Annotated in this window: 21 protein-coding genes; 4 read left to right on the plus strand and 17 right to left on the minus strand. The window is 69.4% G+C overall.

Going from position 1 to position 20,737, the window contains the following annotated elements; genetic code table 11:
• Positions 1-14 precede the first annotated feature (14 nt).
• From nuoK to ACZ4SF_RS08840, 11 genes are read right to left on the minus strand one after another with little or no spacing between them, the layout of a single operon-like run.
• Positions 15-314 (minus strand): NADH-quinone oxidoreductase subunit NuoK, encoded by a 300-nt coding sequence (nuoK, locus tag ACZ4SF_RS08790; protein ID WP_028420845.1) that lies wholly within the window; start codon positions 312-314, stop codon positions 15-17.
• Positions 311-1,153 carry an NADH-quinone oxidoreductase subunit J gene (locus tag ACZ4SF_RS08795; protein ID WP_468380108.1) on the minus strand — a complete coding sequence of 281 codons (843 nt, stop codon included), beginning with the start codon at positions 1,151-1,153 and terminating at the stop codon, positions 311-313. The genes nuoK and ACZ4SF_RS08795 overlap by 4 nt, the downstream gene beginning before the upstream one ends.
• Positions 1,150-1,800, minus strand: coding sequence for an NADH-quinone oxidoreductase subunit NuoI (nuoI, locus tag ACZ4SF_RS08800; protein ID WP_468380111.1), 651 nt, complete (start codon positions 1,798-1,800; stop codon positions 1,150-1,152). Before nuoI ends, ACZ4SF_RS08795 begins: the two co-directional genes overlap by 4 nt.
• Positions 1,793-3,157, minus strand: a complete 1,365-nt coding sequence (nuoH, locus tag ACZ4SF_RS08805) for an NADH-quinone oxidoreductase subunit NuoH (RefSeq protein ID WP_468380114.1) — start codon at positions 3,155-3,157, stop codon at positions 1,793-1,795. The genes nuoI and nuoH overlap by 8 nt, the downstream gene beginning before the upstream one ends.
• A complete protein-coding gene (locus ACZ4SF_RS08810) occupies positions 3,154-5,682 on the minus strand; it encodes an NADH-quinone oxidoreductase subunit G (protein WP_468380117.1) in 2,529 nt (842 codons plus the stop codon). Before ACZ4SF_RS08810 ends, nuoH begins: the two co-directional genes overlap by 4 nt.
• Complete coding sequence (gene nuoF, locus ACZ4SF_RS08815; protein WP_468380120.1) at positions 5,679-7,028, minus strand: NADH-quinone oxidoreductase subunit NuoF; 1,350 nt, start codon at positions 7,026-7,028, stop codon at positions 5,679-5,681. Before nuoF ends, ACZ4SF_RS08810 begins: the two co-directional genes overlap by 4 nt.
• Positions 7,025-7,945 carry an NADH-quinone oxidoreductase subunit NuoE gene (nuoE, locus tag ACZ4SF_RS08820; protein WP_468380123.1) on the minus strand — a complete coding sequence of 307 codons (921 nt, stop codon included), beginning with the start codon at positions 7,943-7,945 and terminating at the stop codon, positions 7,025-7,027. The genes nuoF and nuoE overlap by 4 nt, the downstream gene beginning before the upstream one ends.
• Positions 7,942-9,282 (minus strand): NADH-quinone oxidoreductase subunit D, encoded by a 1,341-nt coding sequence (locus ACZ4SF_RS08825; protein WP_468380125.1) that lies wholly within the window; start codon positions 9,280-9,282, stop codon positions 7,942-7,944. Before ACZ4SF_RS08825 ends, nuoE begins: the two co-directional genes overlap by 4 nt.
• A complete protein-coding gene (locus tag ACZ4SF_RS08830; RefSeq protein ID WP_468380128.1) occupies positions 9,279-10,073 on the minus strand; it encodes an NADH-quinone oxidoreductase subunit C in 795 nt (264 codons plus the stop codon). Before ACZ4SF_RS08830 ends, ACZ4SF_RS08825 begins: the two co-directional genes overlap by 4 nt.
• On the minus strand, positions 10,070-10,624 hold the full coding sequence (locus ACZ4SF_RS08835) for a NuoB/complex I 20 kDa subunit family protein (protein ID WP_007383964.1): 555 nt from the start codon (positions 10,622-10,624) through the stop codon (positions 10,070-10,072). Before ACZ4SF_RS08835 ends, ACZ4SF_RS08830 begins: the two co-directional genes overlap by 4 nt.
• A gap of 15 nt (positions 10,625-10,639) precedes the next feature.
• Positions 10,640-10,999, minus strand: a complete 360-nt coding sequence (locus ACZ4SF_RS08840; protein ID WP_003992243.1) for an NADH-quinone oxidoreductase subunit A — start codon at positions 10,997-10,999, stop codon at positions 10,640-10,642.
• Positions 11,000-11,781: 782 nt separating this feature from the next.
• On the opposite strand from ACZ4SF_RS08840, the gene ACZ4SF_RS08845 reads away from it, so the two are divergent.
• Positions 11,782-12,597, plus strand: a complete 816-nt coding sequence (locus ACZ4SF_RS08845; protein ID WP_468380131.1) for a C40 family peptidase — start codon at positions 11,782-11,784, stop codon at positions 12,595-12,597.
• 230 nt (positions 12,598-12,827) lie between these two features.
• Complete coding sequence (locus tag ACZ4SF_RS08850) at positions 12,828-13,259, plus strand: hypothetical protein (protein WP_468380134.1); 432 nt, start codon at positions 12,828-12,830, stop codon at positions 13,257-13,259.
• A 65-nt stretch (positions 13,260-13,324) separates the two neighbouring features.
• On the opposite strand, the gene ACZ4SF_RS08855 is transcribed toward ACZ4SF_RS08850, so the two are convergent.
• Positions 13,325-14,659: a geranylgeranyl reductase family protein gene (locus ACZ4SF_RS08855; protein WP_468380137.1), complete on the minus strand. Its 1,335-nt coding sequence runs from the start codon at positions 14,657-14,659 to the stop codon at positions 13,325-13,327.
• A gap of 47 nt (positions 14,660-14,706) precedes the next feature.
• On the opposite strand from ACZ4SF_RS08855, the gene ACZ4SF_RS08860 reads away from it, so the two are divergent.
• Positions 14,707-15,225, plus strand: a complete 519-nt coding sequence (locus ACZ4SF_RS08860; RefSeq protein ID WP_468380141.1) for a GNAT family N-acetyltransferase — start codon at positions 14,707-14,709, stop codon at positions 15,223-15,225.
• Between the two features lie 136 nt (positions 15,226-15,361).
• A complete protein-coding gene (locus ACZ4SF_RS08865; RefSeq protein ID WP_468380144.1) occupies positions 15,362-15,652 on the plus strand; it encodes a PASTA domain-containing protein in 291 nt (96 codons plus the stop codon).
• Positions 15,653-15,785: 133 nt separating this feature from the next.
• On the opposite strand, the gene ACZ4SF_RS08870 is transcribed toward ACZ4SF_RS08865, so the two are convergent.
• The 5 genes from ACZ4SF_RS08870 to ACZ4SF_RS08890 all read right to left on the minus strand — a co-directional run bounded on the left by ACZ4SF_RS08870 (position 15,786) and on the right by ACZ4SF_RS08890 (position 20,470).
• The gene (locus tag ACZ4SF_RS08870; protein ID WP_468380146.1) at positions 15,786-16,481 is read right to left on the minus strand and encodes a demethylmenaquinone methyltransferase; all 696 of its coding nucleotides are present in this window, start codon (positions 16,479-16,481) and stop codon (positions 15,786-15,788) included.
• A gap of 246 nt (positions 16,482-16,727) precedes the next feature.
• Positions 16,728-17,177, minus strand: coding sequence for an imidazolonepropionase-like domain-containing protein (locus tag ACZ4SF_RS08875; RefSeq protein WP_468380149.1), 450 nt, complete (start codon positions 17,175-17,177; stop codon positions 16,728-16,730).
• Between the two features lie 7 nt (positions 17,178-17,184).
• Positions 17,185-18,399: a cyclic dehypoxanthinyl futalosine synthase gene (gene mqnC, locus ACZ4SF_RS08880; RefSeq protein ID WP_468380151.1), complete on the minus strand. Its 1,215-nt coding sequence runs from the start codon at positions 18,397-18,399 to the stop codon at positions 17,185-17,187.
• A gap of 130 nt (positions 18,400-18,529) precedes the next feature.
• Positions 18,530-19,408 carry a prepilin peptidase gene (locus ACZ4SF_RS08885; RefSeq protein ID WP_468380154.1) on the minus strand — a complete coding sequence of 293 codons (879 nt, stop codon included), beginning with the start codon at positions 19,406-19,408 and terminating at the stop codon, positions 18,530-18,532.
• A 213-nt stretch (positions 19,409-19,621) separates the two neighbouring features.
• Entirely contained in the window at positions 19,622-20,470 is an 849-nt protein-coding gene (locus tag ACZ4SF_RS08890; RefSeq protein ID WP_468380156.1) for a menaquinone biosynthetic enzyme MqnA/MqnD family protein, read from the minus strand.
• Positions 20,471-20,737: the final 267 nt, after the last annotated feature.

Raw genomic sequence — 20,737 nt, forward strand, 5'->3', positions numbered from 1 at the left:
ATTCTTCCGACCCCTTACAGCTTCATCAGGCTGGCGTCGTCGACCGAGGCCGAGTGGCGGGTTCGGAACAGCGACACGATGATCGCGAGGCCCACCACGACCTCCGCGGCGGCGACGACCATCGTGAAGAACGCGATGATCTGGCCGTCGAGGTTGCCGTGCATCCGGGAGAAGGCGACGAACGCGAGGTTGCAGGCGTTCAGCATCAGCTCGATGCACATGAAGACCACGATGGCGTTGCGCCGGATCAGTACGCCGGTCGCGCCGATCGTGAACAGCAGGGCGGCGAGGTAGAGATAGTTGACCGGGTTCACTTCGACGCCTCCTCGGGCCGCTTGAACGTCTCCGGTGCGATCGCCGTGCGCTCCAGGCGTTCCTCCGCGCGCTGCTCCAGCGCCCGAAGGTCGTTGAGCGCCTCGGTGGACACATCGCGGATCTGGCCGCGTTCGCGCAGCGTCTTGTTGACGGTCAGCTCGGACGGGGTGCCGTCGGGGAGCAGGCCCGCGATGTCCACGGCGTTGTGCCGGGCGTAGACACCGGGGGCGGGCAGCGGCGGGATGTGCGCACCCTCGCGGATGCGCTGCTCGGACAGCTCGCGCTGGGTCTTGGCGCGCTCGGTGCGCTCGCGGTGGGTGAGCACCATCGCGCCGACGGCGGCCGTGATCAGCAGGGCGCCGGTGATTTCGAAGGCGAAGACGTACTTGGTGAAGATGAGGGCCGCGAGGCCCTCCACGTTGCCGTTCGCGTTCGCCTGGCCGGTGCCGTTGAACTCCTTCAGGGAGGCGTTGCCGATGCCGGCCAGGAGCAGGACGCCGAAGCCGAGCCCACACAGAAGGGCCAGCCAGCGCTGGCCCTTGATGGTCTCCTTAAGGGAGTCCGCGGCCGTGACGCCGACGAGCATCACCACGAACAGGAACAGCATCATGATCGCGCCGGTGTAGACGACGATCTGCACGATCCCGAGGAAGTAGGCGCCGTTGGCGAGGTAGAACACCGCCAGGACGATCATGGTGCCGGCGAGGCAGAGCGCGCTGTGCACGGCCTTCTTCATGAAGACGGTGCAGAGGGCGCCGATCACCGCGACCGTGCCGAGGACCCAGAACTGGAAGGCCTCACCGGTGGAGGTGGTGGAGGCGGCGAGGTGCGTCATCATCGGCCGATCACCTTCTCCGAGGCCGGTTCCTCCTCGCCGAAGGTGGACGCGGCCTCCTGCGGCACCTCGCCCCTGGAGACGGCGACCTGGGGGACCGTGCCGGGTGCGGCCTGGGTCACCAGGCCCCGGTAGTAGTCCTGTTCGTCGGTCCCGGGGAAGATCGCGTGCGGCGTGTCGACCATGCCCTCTTCGAGGCCGGCGAGCAGTTGCTCCTTGGTGTAGATGAGGTTGGCGCGGCTGGAGTCGGCCAGTTCGAACTCGTTGGTCATCGTCAACGCGCGCGTGGGGCACGCCTCGATGCACAGACCGCACAGGATGCAGCGCGCGTAGTTGATCTGGTAGACGCGGCCGTAGCGCTCGCCCGGCGAGTAGCGCTCCTCGTCGGTGTTGTCGGCGCCCTCCACGTAGATGGCGTCGGCGGGGCAGGCCCAGGCGCACAGCTCGCAGCCGACGCACTTCTCCAGGCCGTCCGGATGGCGGTTGAGCTGGTGCCGTCCGTGGAACCGCGGAGCCGTGGTCTTCTTCTGCTCCGGGTACTGCTCGGTCAGCCGCTTCTTGAACATGGCCTTGAAGGTCACGCCGAAGCCGGCCACGGGGTTCTGGAAGCCGGGCGTGGTCTGCCCGGACTCCTGAGGCTCCTCAGCCATCGGACGCCTCCTTTCCATCCGAAGATCCGTCACTGACAGTGTCCGACCCGCCACTGACAATCAGCTCCCGGTCGCGGTGCGAGCGGCGCCTCGGCACCGCCGGAAGCTCCTGTCCGGGCAGCGGCGGTACGGGGAATCCGCCGGCCATCGGGTCGAAGGCCGCCTCCTGGGCGGCGGGCTCCTCGGCCGTCTTCGCCTTCTCGCGGAACATGTCGGCGACGAAGGAGATGAGCAGCAGGGCGAGGACTCCGCCGCCGACGTAGAGGGCGATGTCGGCGAAGTCGTAGTTCTCGTTGCGCAGGGCCCGTACGGTCGCGACCAGCATCAGCCAGGTCACCGACACCGGGATGAGGACCTTCCAGCCGAGCTTCATCAGCTGGTCGTAGCGGACGCGGGGCAGCGTGCCGCGCAGCCAGATGAAGAAGAACAGCAGCAGCTGCACCTTGATGACGAACCAGAGCAGCGGCCACCAGCCGTGGTTCGCGCCCTCCCAGAAGGTGCTGATCGGCCAGGGGGCGCGCCAGCCGCCGAGGAACAGGGTGGCCGAGACGGCCGAGACGGTCACCATGTTGACGTACTCGGCGAGCATGAACATCGCGAACTTGATCGACGAGTACTCGGTGTTGAAGCCGCCGACCAGGTCGCCTTCGGACTCCGGCATGTCGAAGGGGGCGCGGTTGGTCTCGCCGACCATGGTGACGATGTAGATGATGAAGGAGACCGGCAGCAGCAGGATGTACCAGCGGTCGTGCTGCTGTTCGACGATCGTGGACGTCGACATCGACCCCGAGTACAGGAACACGGAGGCGAACGCGGCGCCCATGGCGATCTCGTAGGAGATCATCTGCGCGCAGGAGCGCAGGCCGCCGAGGAGCGGGTAGGTGGATCCGGAACTCCAACCCGCCAGGACGATGCCGTAGATGCCGACGGAGGCGACCGCGAGGATGTAGAGCATCGCGATCGGCAGGTCCGTCAGCTGCATCGTGGTGCGGTGGCCGAAGATCGAGATCTCGTTGCCGGCCGGGCCGAAGGGGATCACCGCGATCGCCATGAAGGCCGGGATGGCCGCGACGATCGGCGCGAGGACATAGACCACCTTGTCCGCGCGCTTGACGATGAGGTCTTCCTTGAGCATCAGCTTCACGCCGTCGGCGAGCGACTGGAGCATGCCCCAGGGGCCGTGCCGGTTGGGGCCGATGCGCAGCTGCATCCAGGCGACGACCTTGCGCTCCCAGACGATGGAGAACAGCACGGTCACCATCAGGAAGGCGAAGCAGAAGACGGCCTTGACGACGACCAGCCACCAGGGGTCGCGGCCGAACAGCGAGAGGTCTTCAGCGGCGAGGTACGTGCTCATGCCTCCACCTCCTTGGGGGCCTCTTCGGCGAGCGCCGCCGGGCCGATGCGGACGAGGGAGCCGGGCCGTGCCCCGGTGTCGGAGGCGACGCCGGTGCCGACGGAGTTCAGCGGAAGCCAGACCACCCGGTCGGGCATCTCGGTGACGCGAAGCGGGATTTCGACGGAGCCCTCGGGGCCGGTGACGGCGAGGATGCCGCCGTCCTCGACGCCCGCCTCGGCGGCGGTCGCCGCGGACACGCGCGCGTGTGCGGCGTGCCGGGTGCCGGCGAGCGCCTCGTCGCCCTGCTGGAGCACGCCCTGGTCGAGCAGCAGCCGGTGCCCGGCGAGTACGGCCTCGCCGGCGGCCGGGCGGGGCAGTACTCCCGCGGATTCCGTGGGTGCGGCGGCGCGCGGGCCGTCCCAGGGGCCGAGCCGGTCGATCTCCGCGCGCGTGGTGCGCAGATCCGGCAGGCCCAGGTGGACGTCCATGGCGTCGGCGAGCATCTGCAGCACACGTGTGTCGGTCGGTGCGAGCCGGCGGGTCATCTGGTCGGGCTTGAGCGTGGCCTCGAAGAAGCGGACCCGGCCTTCCCAGTTGAGGAAGGTGCCGGCCTTCTCGGCGACCGCGGCGACCGGCAGGACGACGTCGGCGTGCTCGGTGACCTCGCTGGGCCGCAGCTCCAGCGACACCAGGAAGCCCACGTTTTCGAGCGCCTCGCGCGCGCGTGCCGGTTCGGGCAGGTCGGCGACCTCCACACCGGCGACCAGGAGTGCCGACAGTTCGCCGCTGCCGGCGGCCTCGACGATCTGGTGCGTGTCACGGCCGTAGCGCAGCGGGAGTTCGGCGAGGCCCCAGACGGCGGCGACTTCTTCCCGCGCGCGTGGGTCGGTCGCCGGACGGCCGCCCGGCAGCAGCGAGGGCAGCGCGCCCACCTCGACGGCGCCGCGTTCCCCGGCCCGGCGTGGGATCCACACCAGCTCGGCACCGGTCGAGGTGGCGGCTCGCAGGGCGGCGGTGAGACCGCCCGGGACACCGGCCAGCCGCTCGCCGACGACGATGACCGCGCCCTCGGTGCGCAGGGCCTGTGCGGCCTGCGCACCGGGCTCCTCCAGGCCGCCGTCGCTCGCGAGGGCGTCCAGCCACTCCGTCTCGGTGCCCGGCGCGGCCGGCAGCAGGGTGCCGCCCGCCTTCTCCAGGCCCCGGGTGGCGTGCGTGGCCAGGGCGAACACCTGCTGCTTGTGCCTCCGCCAGGCCTTGCGCAGCCGCAGGAAGACGCCGGGCGCCTCCTCCTCCGACTCGAAGCCGACGAGCAGCACTGCGGGTGCCTTCTCCAGGGAGGTGTACGTGACGCCCGTGCCGTCTAGGTCACGGCCCCGGCCGGCCACCCGGGCGGCCAGGAAGTCGGCCTCCTCGCCGCTGTGCACGCGCGCGCGGAAGTCGATGTCGTTGGTGTCGAGGGCCACGCGCGCGAACTTGCTGTAGGCGTAGGCGTCCTCGACGGTGAGCCGGCCGCCGATGAGGACGCCGGCCCGGGAGCGGGCGGCGGTCAGTCCGTGTGCGGCCGCCTCGAGGGCCTCGGGCCAGGAGGCAGGTTCCAGGACGCCGTCGGCGTTGCGCACCAGGGGTGTGCCGAGGCGGTCCTTCGTCTGTGCGTACCGGAACGCGAAGCGTCCCTTGTCGCAGATCCACTCCTCGTTGACCTCGGGGTCGTCGGCGGCGAGCCGCCGCATGACCTTGCCGCGCCGGTGGTCCGTGCGGGTGGCGCAGCCGCCCGAGCAGTGCTCGCACACCGACGGCGAGGAGACGAGGTCGAAGGGGCGGGAGCGGAAGCGGTAGGCGGCCGAGGTGAGGGCGCCGACCGGGCAGATCTGGATGGTGTTGCCGGAGAAGTACGACTCGAACGGGTCACCCTCGCCGGTGCCGACCTGCTGCAGTGCGCCCCGCTCGAGCAGCTCGATCATGGGGTCGCCCGCGACCTGGTTGGAGAACCGGGTGCAGCGGGCGCACAGCACGCACCGCTCACGGTCGAGGAGCACCTGGGTGGAGATCGGTACGGGCTTCTCGTAGGTGCGCTTCTTGCCGTCGAAACGGGATTCGGCGTTGCCGTGCGACATCGCCTGGTTCTGCAGCGGGCACTCGCCGCCCTTGTCGCAGACCGGGCAGTCCAGCGGGTGGTTGATGAGCAGCAGCTCCATCACGCCGTGCTGGGCCTTCTCGGCGACCGGTGAGGTGAGCTGGGTCTTGACGACCATGCCGTCCGTGCAGGTGATCGTGCAGGACGCCATCGGCTTGCGCTGGCCCTCGACCTCGACGATGCACTGGCGGCAGGCGCCGACCGGGTCCAGGAGGGGGTGGTCGCAGAACCGCGGGATCTCGATGCCGAGCTGCTCGGCGGCCCGGATGACCAGGGTGCCCTTGGGCACGCTGATCTCGACGCCGTCGATCGTCAGCGTGACGAGGTCTTCCGGCGGGACCGCCGCCTGACACCCTCCGGTGGGGCGCTGGCCCGCGGCGGAGCCGCTACTGGCCTGCTGTACGGTCATGCGTTCACCTCCGGGCGGTCCGCCCAGGCCGTCGACTTGGCCGGGTCGAAGGGGCAGCCCCGGCCCGTGATGTGCTGCTCGTACTCCTCGCGGAAGTACTTCAGCGAGGAGAAGATCGGGGATGCGGCGCCGTCACCGAGGGCGCAGAAGGACTTGCCGTTGATGTTGTCGGCGATGTCGTTCAGCTTGTCGAGGTCGGACATGACGCCCTTGCCGGCCTCGATGTCCCGCAGCAACTGCACCAGCCAGTAGGTTCCTTCGCGGCAGGGCGTGCACTTGCCGCAGGACTCGTGGGCGTAGAACTCGGTCCAGCGGGTCACCGCCCGCACCACGCAGGTCGTCTCGTCGAAGCACTGCAGCGCCTTGGTGCCGAGCATGGAGCCGGCGGCGCCGACGCCCTCGTAGTCGAGGGGGACGTCGAGGTGCTCGTCGGTGAACATCGGTGTCGAGGAGCCGCCCGGCGTCCAGAACTTGAGGCGGTGCCCGGACCGCATGCCACCGCTCATGTCGAGGAGCTGGCGGAGCGTGATGCCGAGCGGGGCCTCGTACTGGCCGGGGCTCGCGACGTGGCCGCTGAGCGAGTAGAGCGTGAAGCCCGGGGACTTCTCGCTGCCCATCGACCTGAACCAGTCTTTCCCGTTTTTCAGGATGGCGGGAACCGACGCGATCGACTCGACGTTATTCACCACAGTCGGACAGGCGTAGAGGCCTTCCACCGCAGGGAAGGGGGGACGGAGCCGCGGTTGACCACGGCGGCCTTCGAGCGAGTCCAGGAGTGCGGTCTCCTCACCGCAGATGTACGCGCCGGCGCCCGCGTGCACGGTGAGCTGGAGGTCGAGTCCGCTGCCCAGGATGTTCTCGCCGAGGTAGCCCGCCGCGTAGGCCTCGCGCACGGCCTCGTGCAACCGCCGCAGAACGGGGACGACTTCACCACGCAGATAGATGAAGGCATGCGACGACCTGATGGCATAGCACGCGATCACAATGCCCTCGATGAGGCTGTGCGGGTTCGCGAAGAGGAGCGGGATGTCCTTGCAGGTGCCCGGCTCCGACTCGTCGGCGTTGACAACTAGATAGTGCGGTTTTCCATCACCCTGAGGAATGAACTGCCACTTCATTCCGGTCGGGAATCCCGCGCCGCCGCGGCCTCGCAGCCCGGACTCCTTGACGTACGCGATCAGGTCGTCCGGTGACATGGCGAGCGCCTTGCGGAGCCCCTCGTACCCTTCGTGCCTCCGGTAGACGTCCAGAGTCCAGGACCGGTCCTCGTCCCAGAAGGCCGACAGCACGGGTGCGAGCAGCTTCTCCGGGCTCGTGTCCTTGAGTTCGGGTGCCACGGTCATCACTCCCCCTCCTCGGCGGTAGGCCCTGCCGCGTCGAAGCCCTGGGGCGGAGCCCCTCCCTCACGGGTGGTGGAGGGTGACGGGTGGGACGGGTCGGAGGCAGATGTCTCCTGCGGCGCGTCATGAGAACTGAGGTGCTCGGCCGGCGACGGCTCGTGCACCCGGTCCTGCGGTTCGTCGTGCGGACCGCCGTCGCGCGGATGGACCACGCGCGCGGGTGCGGCCTCTCCCCTTGCCAGGCGAAGGCCCACCAGCGACGCGGGTCCCGCACTGCCGCTCTCCTCGACGGCCCCGGGCCGCTCGTCGGGGAAGCCGGCCAGGATTCGCGCGGTCTCCTTGAAGGTGCACAGGCGCGCCCCTCGCGTGGGCTCGACGGGGTGCCCCGCACGCAGATCGTCGACCAGACGCTTGGCGCTGCCCGGCGTCTGGTTGTCGAAGAACTCCCAGTTGACCATCACTACCGGCGCGAAGTCGCAGGCCGCGTTGCACTCGATGTGTTCCAGGGTGATCATGCCGTCGTCGGTGGTCTCGCCGTTGCCGACGCCCAGGTGCTCCTGGAGGGTCTCGAAGATCGCGTCGCCGCCCATCACCGCGCACAGCGTGTTGGTGCAGACGCCGACCTGGTAGTCACCGGAGGGCTTGCGCCGGTACATGGTGTAGAAGGTGGCGACGGCGGTGACCTCGGCCGTGGTCAGGTCCAGCATGTCCGCGCAGAACTGCATCCCGGTGCGCGTGACGTGGCCCTCCTCGGACTGCACGAGGTGGAGCAGCGGCAGCAGGGCGGAGCGGGAATCCGGGTAGCGCGCGATCACCTCGCGCGCGTCCGCCTCCAGGCGGGCCCGGACGTCGTCCGGATATGCGGGGGCGGGCAGTCCGGGCATGCCCAGGCTGACTCCCCGCTCCGAAGAAGAGGTGGTCACCGGTCGACGCCTCCCATCACGGGGTCGATGGACGCGACGGCGACGATGACGTCGGCGACCTGGCCGCCTTCGCACATCGCCGCCATGGCCTGCAGGTTGGTGAAGGACGGGTCGCGGAAGTGGACCCGGTAGGGGCGGGTGCCGCCGTCGGAGACGGCGTGCACCCCGAGTTCGCCCTTGGGGGACTCGACGGCCGCGTACGCCTGTCCCGGCGGGACGCGGAAGCCCTCGGTGACCAGCTTGAAGTGGTGGATCAGGGCCTCCATGGAGGTGCCCATGATCTTCTTGATGTGGTCGAGGGAGTTGCCGAGCCCGTCCGGCCCCAGCGCGAGCTGGGCGGGCCAGGCGATCTTCTTGTCGGCGACCATGACCGGTCCGGGCTGGAGCCGGTCCAGGCACTGCTCGACGATCCTGAGCGACTGGCGCATCTCTTCCAGGCGGATCAGGAAGCGGCCGTAGGAGTCGCAGGTGTCGGCGGTCGGGACGTCGAAGTCGTACGTCTCGTAGTCGCAGTACGGCTGTGCCTTGCGCAGGTCGTGCGGCAGGCCGGTGGAGCGCAGGATCGGGCCGGTCGCGCCGAGGGCCATGCAGCCGGCCAGGTCGAGGTAGCCGATGTTCTGCATGCGGGCCTTGAAGATGGGGTTCCCGGTGGCGAGCTTGTCGTACTCCGGGAGGTTCTTCTTCATCTTCTTCACGAACTCGCGGATCTGGTCCACCGCGCCGGGCGGCAGGTCCTGGGCGAGTCCGCCGGGCCGGATGTACGCGTGGTTCATGCGCAGGCCCGTGATCAGCTCGTAGAGGTCGAGAATCATTTCACGATCACGGAATCCGTAGATCATGATCGTGGTGGCGCCCAGCTCCATGCCGCCGGTGGCGATGCACACCAGGTGGGAGGACATCCGGTTCAGCTCCATCAGGAGCACCCGGATGATCTTCGCCCGCTCGGTGATCTGGTCCTCGAGGCCGAGGAGTTTCTCGACGGCGAGGCAGTAGGCGGTCTCGTTGAAGAAGGACGTCAGGTAGTCCATGCGCGTGACGAAGGTGGTGCCCTGCGTCCACGTGCGGAACTCGAGGTTCTTCTCGATGCCGGTGTGCAGGTAGCCGATGCCGCAGCGGGCCTCGGTGACCGTCTCGCCCTCGATCTCCAGGATCAGGCGGAGCACTCCATGGGTGGACGGGTGCTGAGGACCCATGTTGACGACGATGCGCTCGTCGTCGGCGCGGGCCGCGGTCTGGACGACCTCGTCCCAGTCGCCACCGGTGACCGTGTACACGGTTCCCTCGGTGGTCTCGCGCGCGGATGCGGCGGACGCGGCGGATGCTGACTGCGTGCTCACGAGTACGACCTCCGCTGGTCCGGAGCCGGGATCTGGGCGCCCTTGTACTCGACGGGGATGCCGCCGAGGGGGTAGTCCTTGCGCTGCGGGTGGCCCTGCCAGTCGTCCGGCATCATGATCCGCGTCAGGGCCGGGTGACCGTCGAAGACGATCCCGAAGAAGTCGTAGGTCTCGCGCTCGTGCCAGTCGTTGGTGGGGTAGACGGAGACCAGTGACGGGACGCGCGGGTCGCCGTCGGGGGCGCTGACCTCGAGGCGGATCAGCCGGTTGTGGGTGATCGAGCGCAGGTGGTAGACGGCGTGCAGCTCGCGGCCCTTGTCGTTCGGGTAGTGGACGCCGCTGACGCCGGTGCACAGCTCGAAGCGCAGGGCCGGGTCGTCGCGCAGGGTGCGGGCGACGCGCAGCAGGTGCTCGCGTTCGATGTGGAAGGTCAGCTCGCCGCGGTCGACGACCGTCTTCTCGATGGCGTTCCCGGGGAGGAGTCCCTGTTCCTCCAGGGCGCCTTCCAGTTCGTCGGCGACCTCGTCGAACCAGCCGCCGTAGGGGCGGGTGGCGGGTCCCGGGAGCCGGATGGAGCGGACCAGGCCGCCGTAGCCGGAGGTGTCGCCGCCGTTGTCGGCGCCGAACATGCCGCGCTGGACGCGGATCTCCTCGCCGCCCTGGCCGCGCTGGCCGGGGAGGTTGGAGGCGGAGAGGTCCTTCTCGGGGTTCACCCCGTTCGCGGAGCCGTTGGCCCCGTTCGCGGGACCCTTCGCCTCGTTCGCGCCGTTGGTGCCGTTCGCGTCGCTCACCGCAGCAGCCCCTTCATCTCGATCGTGGGCAGGGCCTTGAGCGCCGCCTCCTCCGCCTCGCGGGCCGCTTCCTCGGCATTCACGCCGAGCTTGGAGGACTGGATCTTCTGATGGAGCTTGAGGATCGCGTCCATCAGCATCTCGGGGCGCGGCGGGCAGCCGGGCAGGTAGATGTCGACCGGGACGATGTGGTCGACGCCCTGGACGATCGCGTAGTTGTTGAACATGCCGCCCGAGGAGGCACAGACGCCCATGGAGATCACCCATTTCGGGTTGGGCATCTGGTCGTAGACCTGCCTCAGGACCGGCGCCATCTTCTGGCTGACCCGGCCGGCGACGATCATCAGGTCCGCCTGACGCGGCGATCCGCGGAAGACCTCCATGCCGAAGCGCGCCAGGTCGTAACGGCCGGCGCCGGTGGTCATCATCTCGATGGCGCAGCAGGCGAGGCCGAAGGTGGCCGGGAAGACGGACGCCTTGCGCACCCAGCCCGCGGCCTGCTCGACGGTGGTGAGCAGGAAGCCGCTCGGCAGCTTTTCTTCGAGTCCCATGTCTTTAAAGGCCCCTCAGTCCCATTCCAGGCCGCCGCGCCGCCATACGTACGCGTACGCGACGAAGACGGTGAGCACGAAGAGCAGCATCTCCACGAGCCCGAAGATCCCCAGGGCGTCGAAGGTGACGGCCCAGGGGTAGAGGAAGACGATCTCGATGTCGAAGACGATGAAGAGCATCGCCGTCAGGTAGTACTTGATGGGGAAGCGCCCGCCGCCGGCCGGCGTGGGGGTCGGCTCGATACCGCACTCGTAGGCCTCGAGCTTGGCGCGGTTGTACCGCTTCGGACCGATCAGCGTGGCCATGACCACGGAGAAGATCGCAAAGCCTGCCCCGAGGGCTCCCAGTACGAGGATGGGCGCATACGCGTTCACCGCTCCTCGCTCCTCTCAGTCGGCACTGACTGCATGGGGTCCCCCCTGGTCGAGCGAAGCCGAGACCTTGGGGGAGGTCGCACTGGGCTCACATCCGCCTCACCGGTCCCACGAGCCCCGCTCGTCCCGGGCGAAGATCGAGAACATGTGAAGCAGGTCACAAGCCCAACTGCCTCGCATCTTATGCCCGCCGCTCTGTGATCTGCGACACGGGGTATTACACAAGCTTTGTGATCTCCACCACCTGACGAACGATCATGAAGTCGGATGATCGGTGATCTTCATACGCGAAGCGTTCAGCTGATCACCAGAAGTGACAATTTTGCTCATCGCCGCAGGCTGGAGGGGTCGTCTCAATATCAAGAGAGTTCCACTGCATGCAAATTGGCGTCGGACACCAGGGCCTGATAGTGGTCCGCGTTCACACATCAGGGGGAGGTTCGGGAGGGGTGTGGACGCGAGCCGGGGCGCGTGCGCGCATTCACTAGCTCCGCAGGCGCGGGACGCGGCGGTTCCGGTAATCGTTCCGTGACCTCTGCCACACCCATGAGAGGCCCATGAGAACCGGGCTTGGCCAACGAACCCAACCAGTGGTAGGTGGGGGGCAATTCGGACTTAATGATCAAAGACCGTGATCAAGGGCTTGATCACGGGCGTCCGCAATGTCCGTTACGGCGTCAATAAAGAACGACACGCCCGGGATTTGGCGCCTCCGTTGAGCAAATGTGGCGCAGCACACGTTTCTTGAAGATATGAAGGAGCCCCTGGTACCGGTTATTCCCATGTCCCACACCGCTCACATACGCAGCCACCGGAAGCCCCGCCGCAGCAGCGCGTCGACCCTCGCCATGCGGGCCGGAGTTGCCGGTGGCGTCCTCAGCACCCTGGCAGTCGCCGGGGCGTCGGGCTCGGCGAACGCTGCCGAGCCGGTGACGCAGACCCTCGAACTGCCCACCCTGACGGCCGACCTGGCCGCTCAGGCGGCCCAGTCCGCGGACGCCACCCAGCAGGCCGCCGCGAACTACCAGCTGCAGGCCGAGCGTGACGCGGCTGCCGCAAAGGCCGCGAAGCAGGCCAAGACGGACCTCGCCGAGGCCAAGCAGAAGGCCGCGGCAGCCAAGAAGAAGGCCGAGGAGGCCGCGCGCAAGGAGGCCGCCGCACGCGCCTCCCGCAGCACGGAGCGGACCACGCTGTCCACCAAGGCGGACAGCGGCTCGACCTCCACCAGCACGTCGCCGGCGACCGGTTCGGCCGCTGCCGTCATCAGCTTCGTCAAGGCTCAGGTCGGCAAGGCGTACGTCTCCGGCGCCACCGGCCCCTCCGCCTTCGACTGCTCCGGCCTGGTGCAGACGGCCTTCAAGCAGGTCGGCATCAGCCTGCCGCGCGTCTCGCAGGACCAGTCGACCGCCGGCACCCAGGTCTCGCTGAGCAACCTGCAGCCGGGCGACATCCTGTACTGGGGCAGCGCGGGCAGCGCGTACCACGTCGCGGTGTACGTCGGGGACGGCATGTTCGTCGGTGCGCAGAACCCCTCCAGCGGCGTCGTGGAGCGCTCGCTGTCGTACGACCCGCCCACCGGGGCCGTGCGGGTGCTCTGAGCGCACTCCGCACCTCTCACGCGCGTAGGGCCGCAGCCGCTCGGGGGCAGCGGCCCTTGCGCCGTTCTCGCGGGCCCCGTTCCCGTTGCCGCCGGGGGCCAGGTCCCCCGAATCCCGGCGCGCACCGCACATACCATCCGATCGCACCGTCTGGTGACGAAACAGGCGTAATCGGCACGCGCGTCCCAAGTGCCCGTCAGGCTTGCCCTATTTCCCCATGAGGAGGACGGGTGGCCATCTACGTCTGGCAGCGGACCCTCGACGCGCTCGAGGAGCGCGTCGAGAAGAACCAGGACGCTGTCGTTGTCCGGAACTCGACCATCCGGGCGCTGGAGGGGCGCGAGCGGCTGCGGCTGGAGCGACTGCGGGCCGTCTGCACGCTGCTGCGCCGACGAGGACTGGATACCTTCCCGCGGTCACCTCGCTGGCCGAACGAATGGAAGACGCTCGTCATCTACCGCTCAGAGCTGACCACGATCCGGCTCGAGGCCGTCGAGCCGCAGAACCGCGAGGCACTGCTCTACGTGCTCGACGCGCTCAAGAAGTCCGATCTGCACCAGAATCTGGCGTCCGCTCATGAATTCCGGCGGCATCTGATCAAGCTCTCCGGGGCGCGAGCGAAGGTGGCCAAGTCCGTGGTGGAGCGACTGTATGTGGCGTGACGACCGTCGGCCCGCGGCGGCTGCGCTGCGGGCCGACGGTCGGCGTGGGCGCTCGGCCCGCGGGGTCAGGCCTTCGGGGCCACCTTGGTCAGGCCGTTGATGATGCGGTCCATCGCGTCGCCGCCCGTGGGGTCGGTGAGGTTCGCGAGGAGCTTGAGGGTGAACTTCATCAGCATCGGGTGGGTCAGGCCGCGCTGGGCGGCGATCTGCATGACCTTCGGGTTGCCGATGAGCTTCACGAACGCGCGGCCGAGGGTGTAGTAGCCGCCGTAGGTGTCCTTCAGGACGCGCGGGTAGCGCTGCAGGGCGATCTCGCGCTGGGCGGGCGTCGCGCGCGCGTGGGCCTGCACGATGACGTCGGCGGCGATCTGGCCGGACTCCATGGCGTAGGCGATGCCCTCGCCGTTGAACGGGTTCACCAGGCCGCCGGCGTCACCCACCAGGAGCAGCCCGCGCGTGTAGTGCGGCTGGCGGTTGAAGGCCATGGGGAGGGCGGCGCCGCGGATCGGGCCGGTCATGTTGTCGGGGGTGTAGCCCCAGTCCTCCGGCATGGACGCGCACCACGCCTTGAGGACCTCGCGCCAGTCCAGCTCCTTGAAGGCGGCGGAGGTGTTGAGAACGCCGAGTCCGACGTTCGACGTGCCGTCGCCCATGCCGAAGATCCAGCCATAGCCGGGCAGGAGACGGTCCTGGGCGCCGCGGCGGTCCCAGAGCTCCAGCCAGGACTCCAGGTAGTCGTCGTCGTGGCGGGGGCTCTCGAAGTACGTGCGGACCGCGACGCCCATGGGGCGGTCCTCGCGGCGGTGCAGGCCCATCGCGAGCGACAGCCGGGTGGAGTTGCCGTCGGCGGCGACGACGAGCGGCGCGCGGAAGGTGACCTCGCGCTTCTCCTCGCCGAGCTTGGCGGTGACGCCGGTGATGCGGCCGGTGCGTTCGTCGACGACCGGACCGGTGACGTTGCAGCGTTCGAAGAGGCGGGCGCCGGCCTTCTGGGCGTTGCGGGCGAGCTGCTCGTCGAAGTCGTCGCGCTTGCGGACCAGGCCGTAGTCGGGGAAGGAGGCGAGATCCGGCCAGTCGAGCTGGAGGCGGACCCCGCCGCCGATGATGCGCAGACCCTTGTTGCGCAGCCAGCCGGCCTCCTCGGAGATGTCGATGCCCATGGCGACGAGCTGCTTGACCGCGCGCGGGGTGAGGCCGTCACCGCAGACCTTCTCGCGCGGGAACTCGGTCTTCTCCAGGAGCAGGACGTCGAGACCGGCCTTGGCGAGGTGGTACGCGGTCGTGGAGCCGGCTGGCCCCGCGCCCACGACGATCACATCGGCGGTGTTGTCGGAGAGGGGCTCGGTCACGGCGGGATCTCCCCAAGGTTCGAAATCTGCGTGCCGACCGGCACTGGACATGGGCAGTCTATTCAGCAGAATTGATCACCCGGCTGAAGGGCTGCCCTGTGAACCGACCTCTCCCCGCGGTACGGCTGCGCGTTCCCACCCACGAGGACGCGGTCGCCTGGCACCGGCTCTTCGACGACCCGGAGGTCATGCAGTTCTACGGCGGCCGGCCGGTGGGCCTGTCGGTCTACGAGGAACTGACCGCGCGCCAGCGGCGGCACGACGCGGAACTCGGCTTCTGCCTGTGGACTCTGCTCGACGCGTCCGGGGAGGTCATCGGGTTCACCGGCGCGCAGCCTTGGCGGCCGGACTGGGGGCCGGTCGGTGAGACGGAGATCGGCTGGCGGCTCGGCCGGGAGCACTGGGGCAAGGGCTATGTCACCGCGGCGGCTCAGGAGACCCTGAGGCGGGTGCGGGCGGCCGGGGTCCGGGAGCTTGTGGCGATGGTGCGGACGGGCAACGAGCGGTCGATCGCGGTGACCCGGCGGCTCGGCATGGAGCCGGCGGAGACCTACACGCACCCCACGCTGAACGAGCCGGCGCTCTGCTTCCGACTCCCGCTCAACTACGCACAGTAGTCGTCTGTTACAGAAAGACACTGGCGCCTTCCGGGCGGAGGGCGCGAGAGTTACCCTTCCAGTACCGCTGGGGGTGACATCTGTGCGTATAACACCCAAAACACCCGAAGTGTGCGTCCCGCGTCTGGTCGGTCTCATGGCCGTGGACGCGCGCGAAACGGCCCGGGCGCAAGGTCTGTTCCTCAACGCGCCGGACCGCCCGGACTTCCACCTCGCCGTGGTGGACTACGTCGTGCGCCAGTATCCGCAGCCCGGTGCCGAGGTGCCGCGCGAGTCGATGGTGTACGTGTGGTTCGACTTCGGTGAGAGCGAGGGCGGCGGTGGCGTGCGTGAGCCACGCATTCCGGGGCCGCCCAGAGGTGGACTGCAGCGCGAGCTGGACCAGCCCGGCGACCCGTACGCGGTAGCCGGCTTCAGCTCTCCCTGAAGCCCCGGCGCTCAGCCCTCCTTGAAGTGCCGTCGCTCAGCTCTGCCTGAAGCCCCGGCGCGCAACTCCCCCTGGAGCCCGGGGACTCAGACCTCCGCGAAGCCGCGGCGCTCAGTTGTCGAAGGCCCCGCGCTCAGCTCTCCTTGAAGCCCCGGTGCAGCGCGACCACACCGCCGGTGAGGTTGCGCCACGCCACCTTGGACCAGCCCGCCTTGCGCAGCCGTTCGGCGAGGGCCGGCTGGTCGGGCCAGGCACGGATGGACTCGGCGAGGTAGACGTACGCGTCGGGGTTCGAGGACACCGCGCGCGCGACCGGCGGCAGGGCCCGCATCAGGTACTCGGTGTAGACGGTGCGGAACGGCTTCCAGGTCGGGTGCGAGAACTCGCAGATCACCACGCGCCCGCCGGGCCGGGTCACCCGGTGCATCTCCCGTAGCGCCGCGTCCGTGTCCTGCACGTTGCGCAGCCCGAAGGAGATCGTCACCGCGTCGAAGGTGTCGTCCTTGAAGGGCAGCTTCGTCGCGTCGCCGGCCGTGAACGGCAGCCAGGTGTGTTTGCGCTTGCCGACCTGGAGCATCCCGAGCGAGAAGTCGCACGGGACGACGTACGCACCGGACTGCGCGAAAGGCAGCGAGGAGGTGGCAGTGCCGGCGGCGAGGTCCAGGATCTTCTGCGCGGGCCGCGCATCGACCGCCTTCGCCACCTCCTTGCGCCAGCGCCGGTCCTGGCCGAGTGACAGCACGTCGTTCGTCAGGTCGTACCGTTCCGCCACGTCGTCGAACATCGAGGCGACTTCGTGCGGCTGCTTGTTCAGGGAAGCGCGGGTCACCCGCCCATTCTTGCAGCCCGCTCCCACGGCAGGAGCCTGGGCTTCGTTCCGCCGGCACCGGAGCACAGGGAACCGCCGAGCAGCATCACGCAGGTCGGCGCCGGCTGGAGCAGGAAGGCGAGGCCGATGCGGGGGCGTTGCAGCGCCGAGCGGGTGAGGGGGCACGTGCGGGCCGCCCGGGGCTGGACGCGCGGTTCCCCGCGCCGCTTTCGGGAGCGCGGCTCCCCGCGCTCCCGAAGGCGCTCCCTACCTGCGCCTGTGAACCAGCCGGCCGGCGCACACCGTCGCGATGCACGCCCCCGTGTCGTCGAACACGGCAAGGTCGGCGCGGCCGGTTTGCGTGATGGCCGGTTTCCGGGCAGCACTCGGGAACACCACGACGTCGTTGCGCTCGGCCGCGGCTCGGAGTTCGGGTGAGTCGGCGTACCGCTCCAGGATCACGACCGCTCCCAGCTTGAGCACGGCGTGCACGCGCTCGCGCGGGCTGGGGGCGTCCGGGAGGGGGCCGTCGTGGATGCGGGCGGGGCCGAGGGAGCCCGGCCAGGTGCGTACCCGCGCCTGCGGGAACCGCTCGCGCAGCTCGTCGTACGTCCCGACCGCGCCGATCCGGTCCCGCCCGACCACCACGGCGCCGTTCTCGATCGGCGCGGCGTCCCAGGTGACGAAGACCCTGTCCGCCGTGTGAATCGTCTCCACGACCGCGTCAGTTGGAGGCCAGCAGCTTCAGCTCGGGGTGGGCGGTGCCGCCCTCGATGGCCGTCGAGGAGATGTGGGAGACCACGCGGTCGTCGGCGGGGTCGTCGGCCGGGTCGTCGTGGACGACGAGGTGCTCGTACGTCGTGGAGCGCTGCGCCGGGACACGGCCCGCCTTGCGGATCAGGTCGATGATCTCCAGGCGGTTGGAGCGGTGCCTGGCGCCGGCCGAGGAGACCACGTTCTCCTCCAGCATGATCGAGCCGAGGTCGTCCGCGCCGTAGTGCAGGGACAGCTGGCCGACCTCCTTGCCGGTGGTGAGCCAGGAGCCCTGGATGTGCTGGACGTTGTCGAGGAAGAGGCGGGCGATGGCGATCATCCGCAGGTACTCGAAGAGGGTCGCCTGGGTCCGGCCCTTCAGGTGGTTGTTCTCGGGCTGGTAGGTGTACGGGATGAACGCCCGGAACCCGCCCGTACGGTCCTGCACGTCCCGGATCATCCGCAGGTGCTCGATGCGCTCGGCGTTGGTCTCGCCGGTGCCCATCAGCATGGTCGAGGTGGATTCCACGCCCAGCCTGTGCGCGGCCTCCATGATCTCCAGCCAGCGCTCGCCGCTCTCCTTGAGGGGCGCGATGGCCTTGCGCGGCCGCTCGGGCAGGAGTTCGGCGCCGGCTCCGGCGAAGGAGTCCAGACCGGCCTCGTGGATCCGCGTGATGGCCTCTTCCACCGACACACCGGAGATCCGGGCCATGTGCTCGACCTCGGAGGCACCCAGCGAGTGGATCACGAGCTGCGGGAAGGCGTCCTTGATGGCCTTGAAGTGCTTCTCGTAGTACTCGACGCCGTAGTCCGGGTGGTGGCCGCCCTGGAACATGATCTGGGTGCCGCCCAGCTCGACGGTCTCCGCGCAGCGGCGCAGGATGTCGTCGAGGTCGCGGGTCCAGCCCTTCTCCTTGTCCTTCGGAGCCGCGTAGAAGGCGCAGAACTTGCACGCCGTGACACACACGTTCGTGTAGTTGATGTTGCGCTCGATGATGTACGTGGCGATGTGCTCGATGCCCGCGTACTTGCGGCGGCGCACGGCGTCGGCCGCGGCGCCCAGGGCGTGCAGGGGCGCGGCGCGGTAGAGGTCGAGCGCCTCCTCGGGGGTGATCCGCCCGCCGGCGGCGGCACGGTCGAGGACGGCTGTGACTTCCACAGAGGTGAGGTCGGCCTTCTCGGTCACCGGCGTCCCTTTCGCAAGGTTCCTAAGGGTTGACAGGGCGATGTGCGCAAACCGCTCGATATAGGGGTGGTGGTCGGAGACGGGCGGGCGGACGCCGCCAGCCTACGCCAGCCGTTTCACCCCGGAGACGTCAGGCCGCGTACGCGCCTATCAGGAGCCCGGTGAGGGCGCCGGCGAGGAGGAACGGGCCGAACGGTACGGCCGTCTTCCGGCCCGCCCGCCGGGCCAGGACGAGCGCGCCGCCGTAGAGCGCGCCGAGCAGGAATCCGGCGAAGGTACCGAGTAACACGGTGGGCCAGCCGTACCAGCCGAGTACGGCGCCCACTCCCAGGGCCAGTTTCACGTCGCCGAAACCCATGCCGCCGGGGTTGACGAGGTGCAGCACGTAATAGCCGGCGCCGAGGGCGAGGGCGCCGTAGAGGGCGGTCGGCCAGTGGCCGGCGTGTTCGGGGAGCAGGGCGGCGAGACCGAGCAGGGTGAGCGCGCCGGCGGCGAGCGGGAGCGTCAGCGGGTCGGGCAGCCGCTGCACCCGGAAGTCGACGGCGGCGAGCAGTACGCCGACGGGTGCGAGCAGCAGCCAGACCGCAAGCTCGGGCCGGGTGCCGGTGGCGGCGGCCATGGCGAGGCAGACGAGGGCGGTGGCGGTGGCGAGGAGGGCGGCGGAGGGGGCGTACGACAGGGAGGGCGCACTCCGTTGGGAATGCACGGGAGAACGCGCGCCGGCGTACGCCGCACCGCTCCCGGGCTCCCCACGCACCTGGGCCTCCTCGCGCACCCCCGTCTCTCCGCGCACCCCCGGCTCCCTGCGCACCCCGGACTCCCTGCACTCCGCGCATCCGGCTCCGCCCAGCCACCCCCGGACCGGGTGACGGCCACCGGGGCACCTGTCGCGCCAGGGCTCGCCGGAGGCAACGGCGAAGCGATAGGCGGCGCGTGGCAGCAGCGTGCCCGCGAACGCGCCCCACACCGCGGCGACCAGTGCCAGCACCTCCGTGGTCGGACTGCCCACGATTCCCCCCGTCACCACGCTCACCCGCCGTGCCCCCAGGTCCCTACCCGCTTCGGACGGCCGGCATCGCGCGGGCACCCCACAAAGGAGGGCGTCCTCGTCACGTGACCGTCCTCGTCCAGCAGCGTCCTCGTCGCGTGGACGCCCTTCACGTGGACGTATACACGTCACGCGGGCGTACACGTCACGCGGGCGCCTGTCGGCTGGTGCTCCTCACTGCTGGAGCAGTTCCACCTTCACGTCCGCCGGGAAGCCCGTGGTCGGTCCGACGCGACGGGCGAACTCTGCGACGGCCGCCAGCTGGGGGGTGCCGAAGCTGAAGTCGAGGGTGGTGAAGTACTGCTCCAGGGTCGCCTCGTCGAAGGCCTCCCACCGGGCCGCCTGTTCGGCGACCTTGCCGACCTCTTCCAGGGAGAGGTTGCGGGAGGCGAGGAAGGCCTCGTGGACCTTGCGGGTGATGAACGGCTCGCGTTCCGCGTAGTCCCGGCGGGCCGCCCACACCGCGAAGACGAACGGCAGGCCGGTCCACTCCTTCCAGAGCGCGCCGAGGTCGTGCACCTCCAGGCCGTAGCGCGGTCCGTCGAGGAGGTTGGCGCGCAGGGCGGCGTCTCCGATGAGGACGGCCGCCTCGGCCTCCTGCATCATCAGGCTGAGGTCGGGCGGGCAGGTGTAGTAGTCGGGCTGGACGCCGTAGCGCTCGGCGAGCAGCAGCTGCGCGAGCCGGACCGAGGTGCGGGAGGTCGAACCGAGGGCGACCCGGGCGCCGTCGAGCCGGTCGAGGGGGACCTGGGAGACGATCACGCAGGACATCACCGGGCCGTCGCAGCCGACGGCGATGTCCGGGAAGGCGACGAGGTCGTCGGCGTTGCGCAGGAACTCGACCAGGGTGACGGGCCCGATGTCGAGGTCGCCGCGCACGATCTGCTCGCTGAGCTTCTCCGGGGTGTCCTTCGTCAGATCGAAGTCGAGGAGCGTGCCGGTTCTCGCGAGCCCCCAGTAGAGGGGCAGGCAGTTCAGGAACTGGATGTGGCCGACGCGCGGCCGGGTGCGAGAAATGTCCACATCGCGAGACTAGACCCCGTGCGGTACGGTGCCCGGACCGGCCCCCACCCTCGAACGGCCCAGCGGACGTTCAAACATCCGGGTGACGTGATCTTGACCTCTATTGCTTTCGGCTGCCCGCGTGCTAGGCTCGCCGCAAGTTGCAGTTTGGTTTCCCTTGCAGTACAGAGCCTGCGGAGCATGTGACCGCGGGCTCTCGTCGTTTTCAGAGTTATGCAGTTGTGCAGCACCGTTTCACACTTGCAGGTTCTGGAGCAGGGCAACCCT

The organism is Streptomyces sp. NPDC027663 (assembly GCF_055566415.1).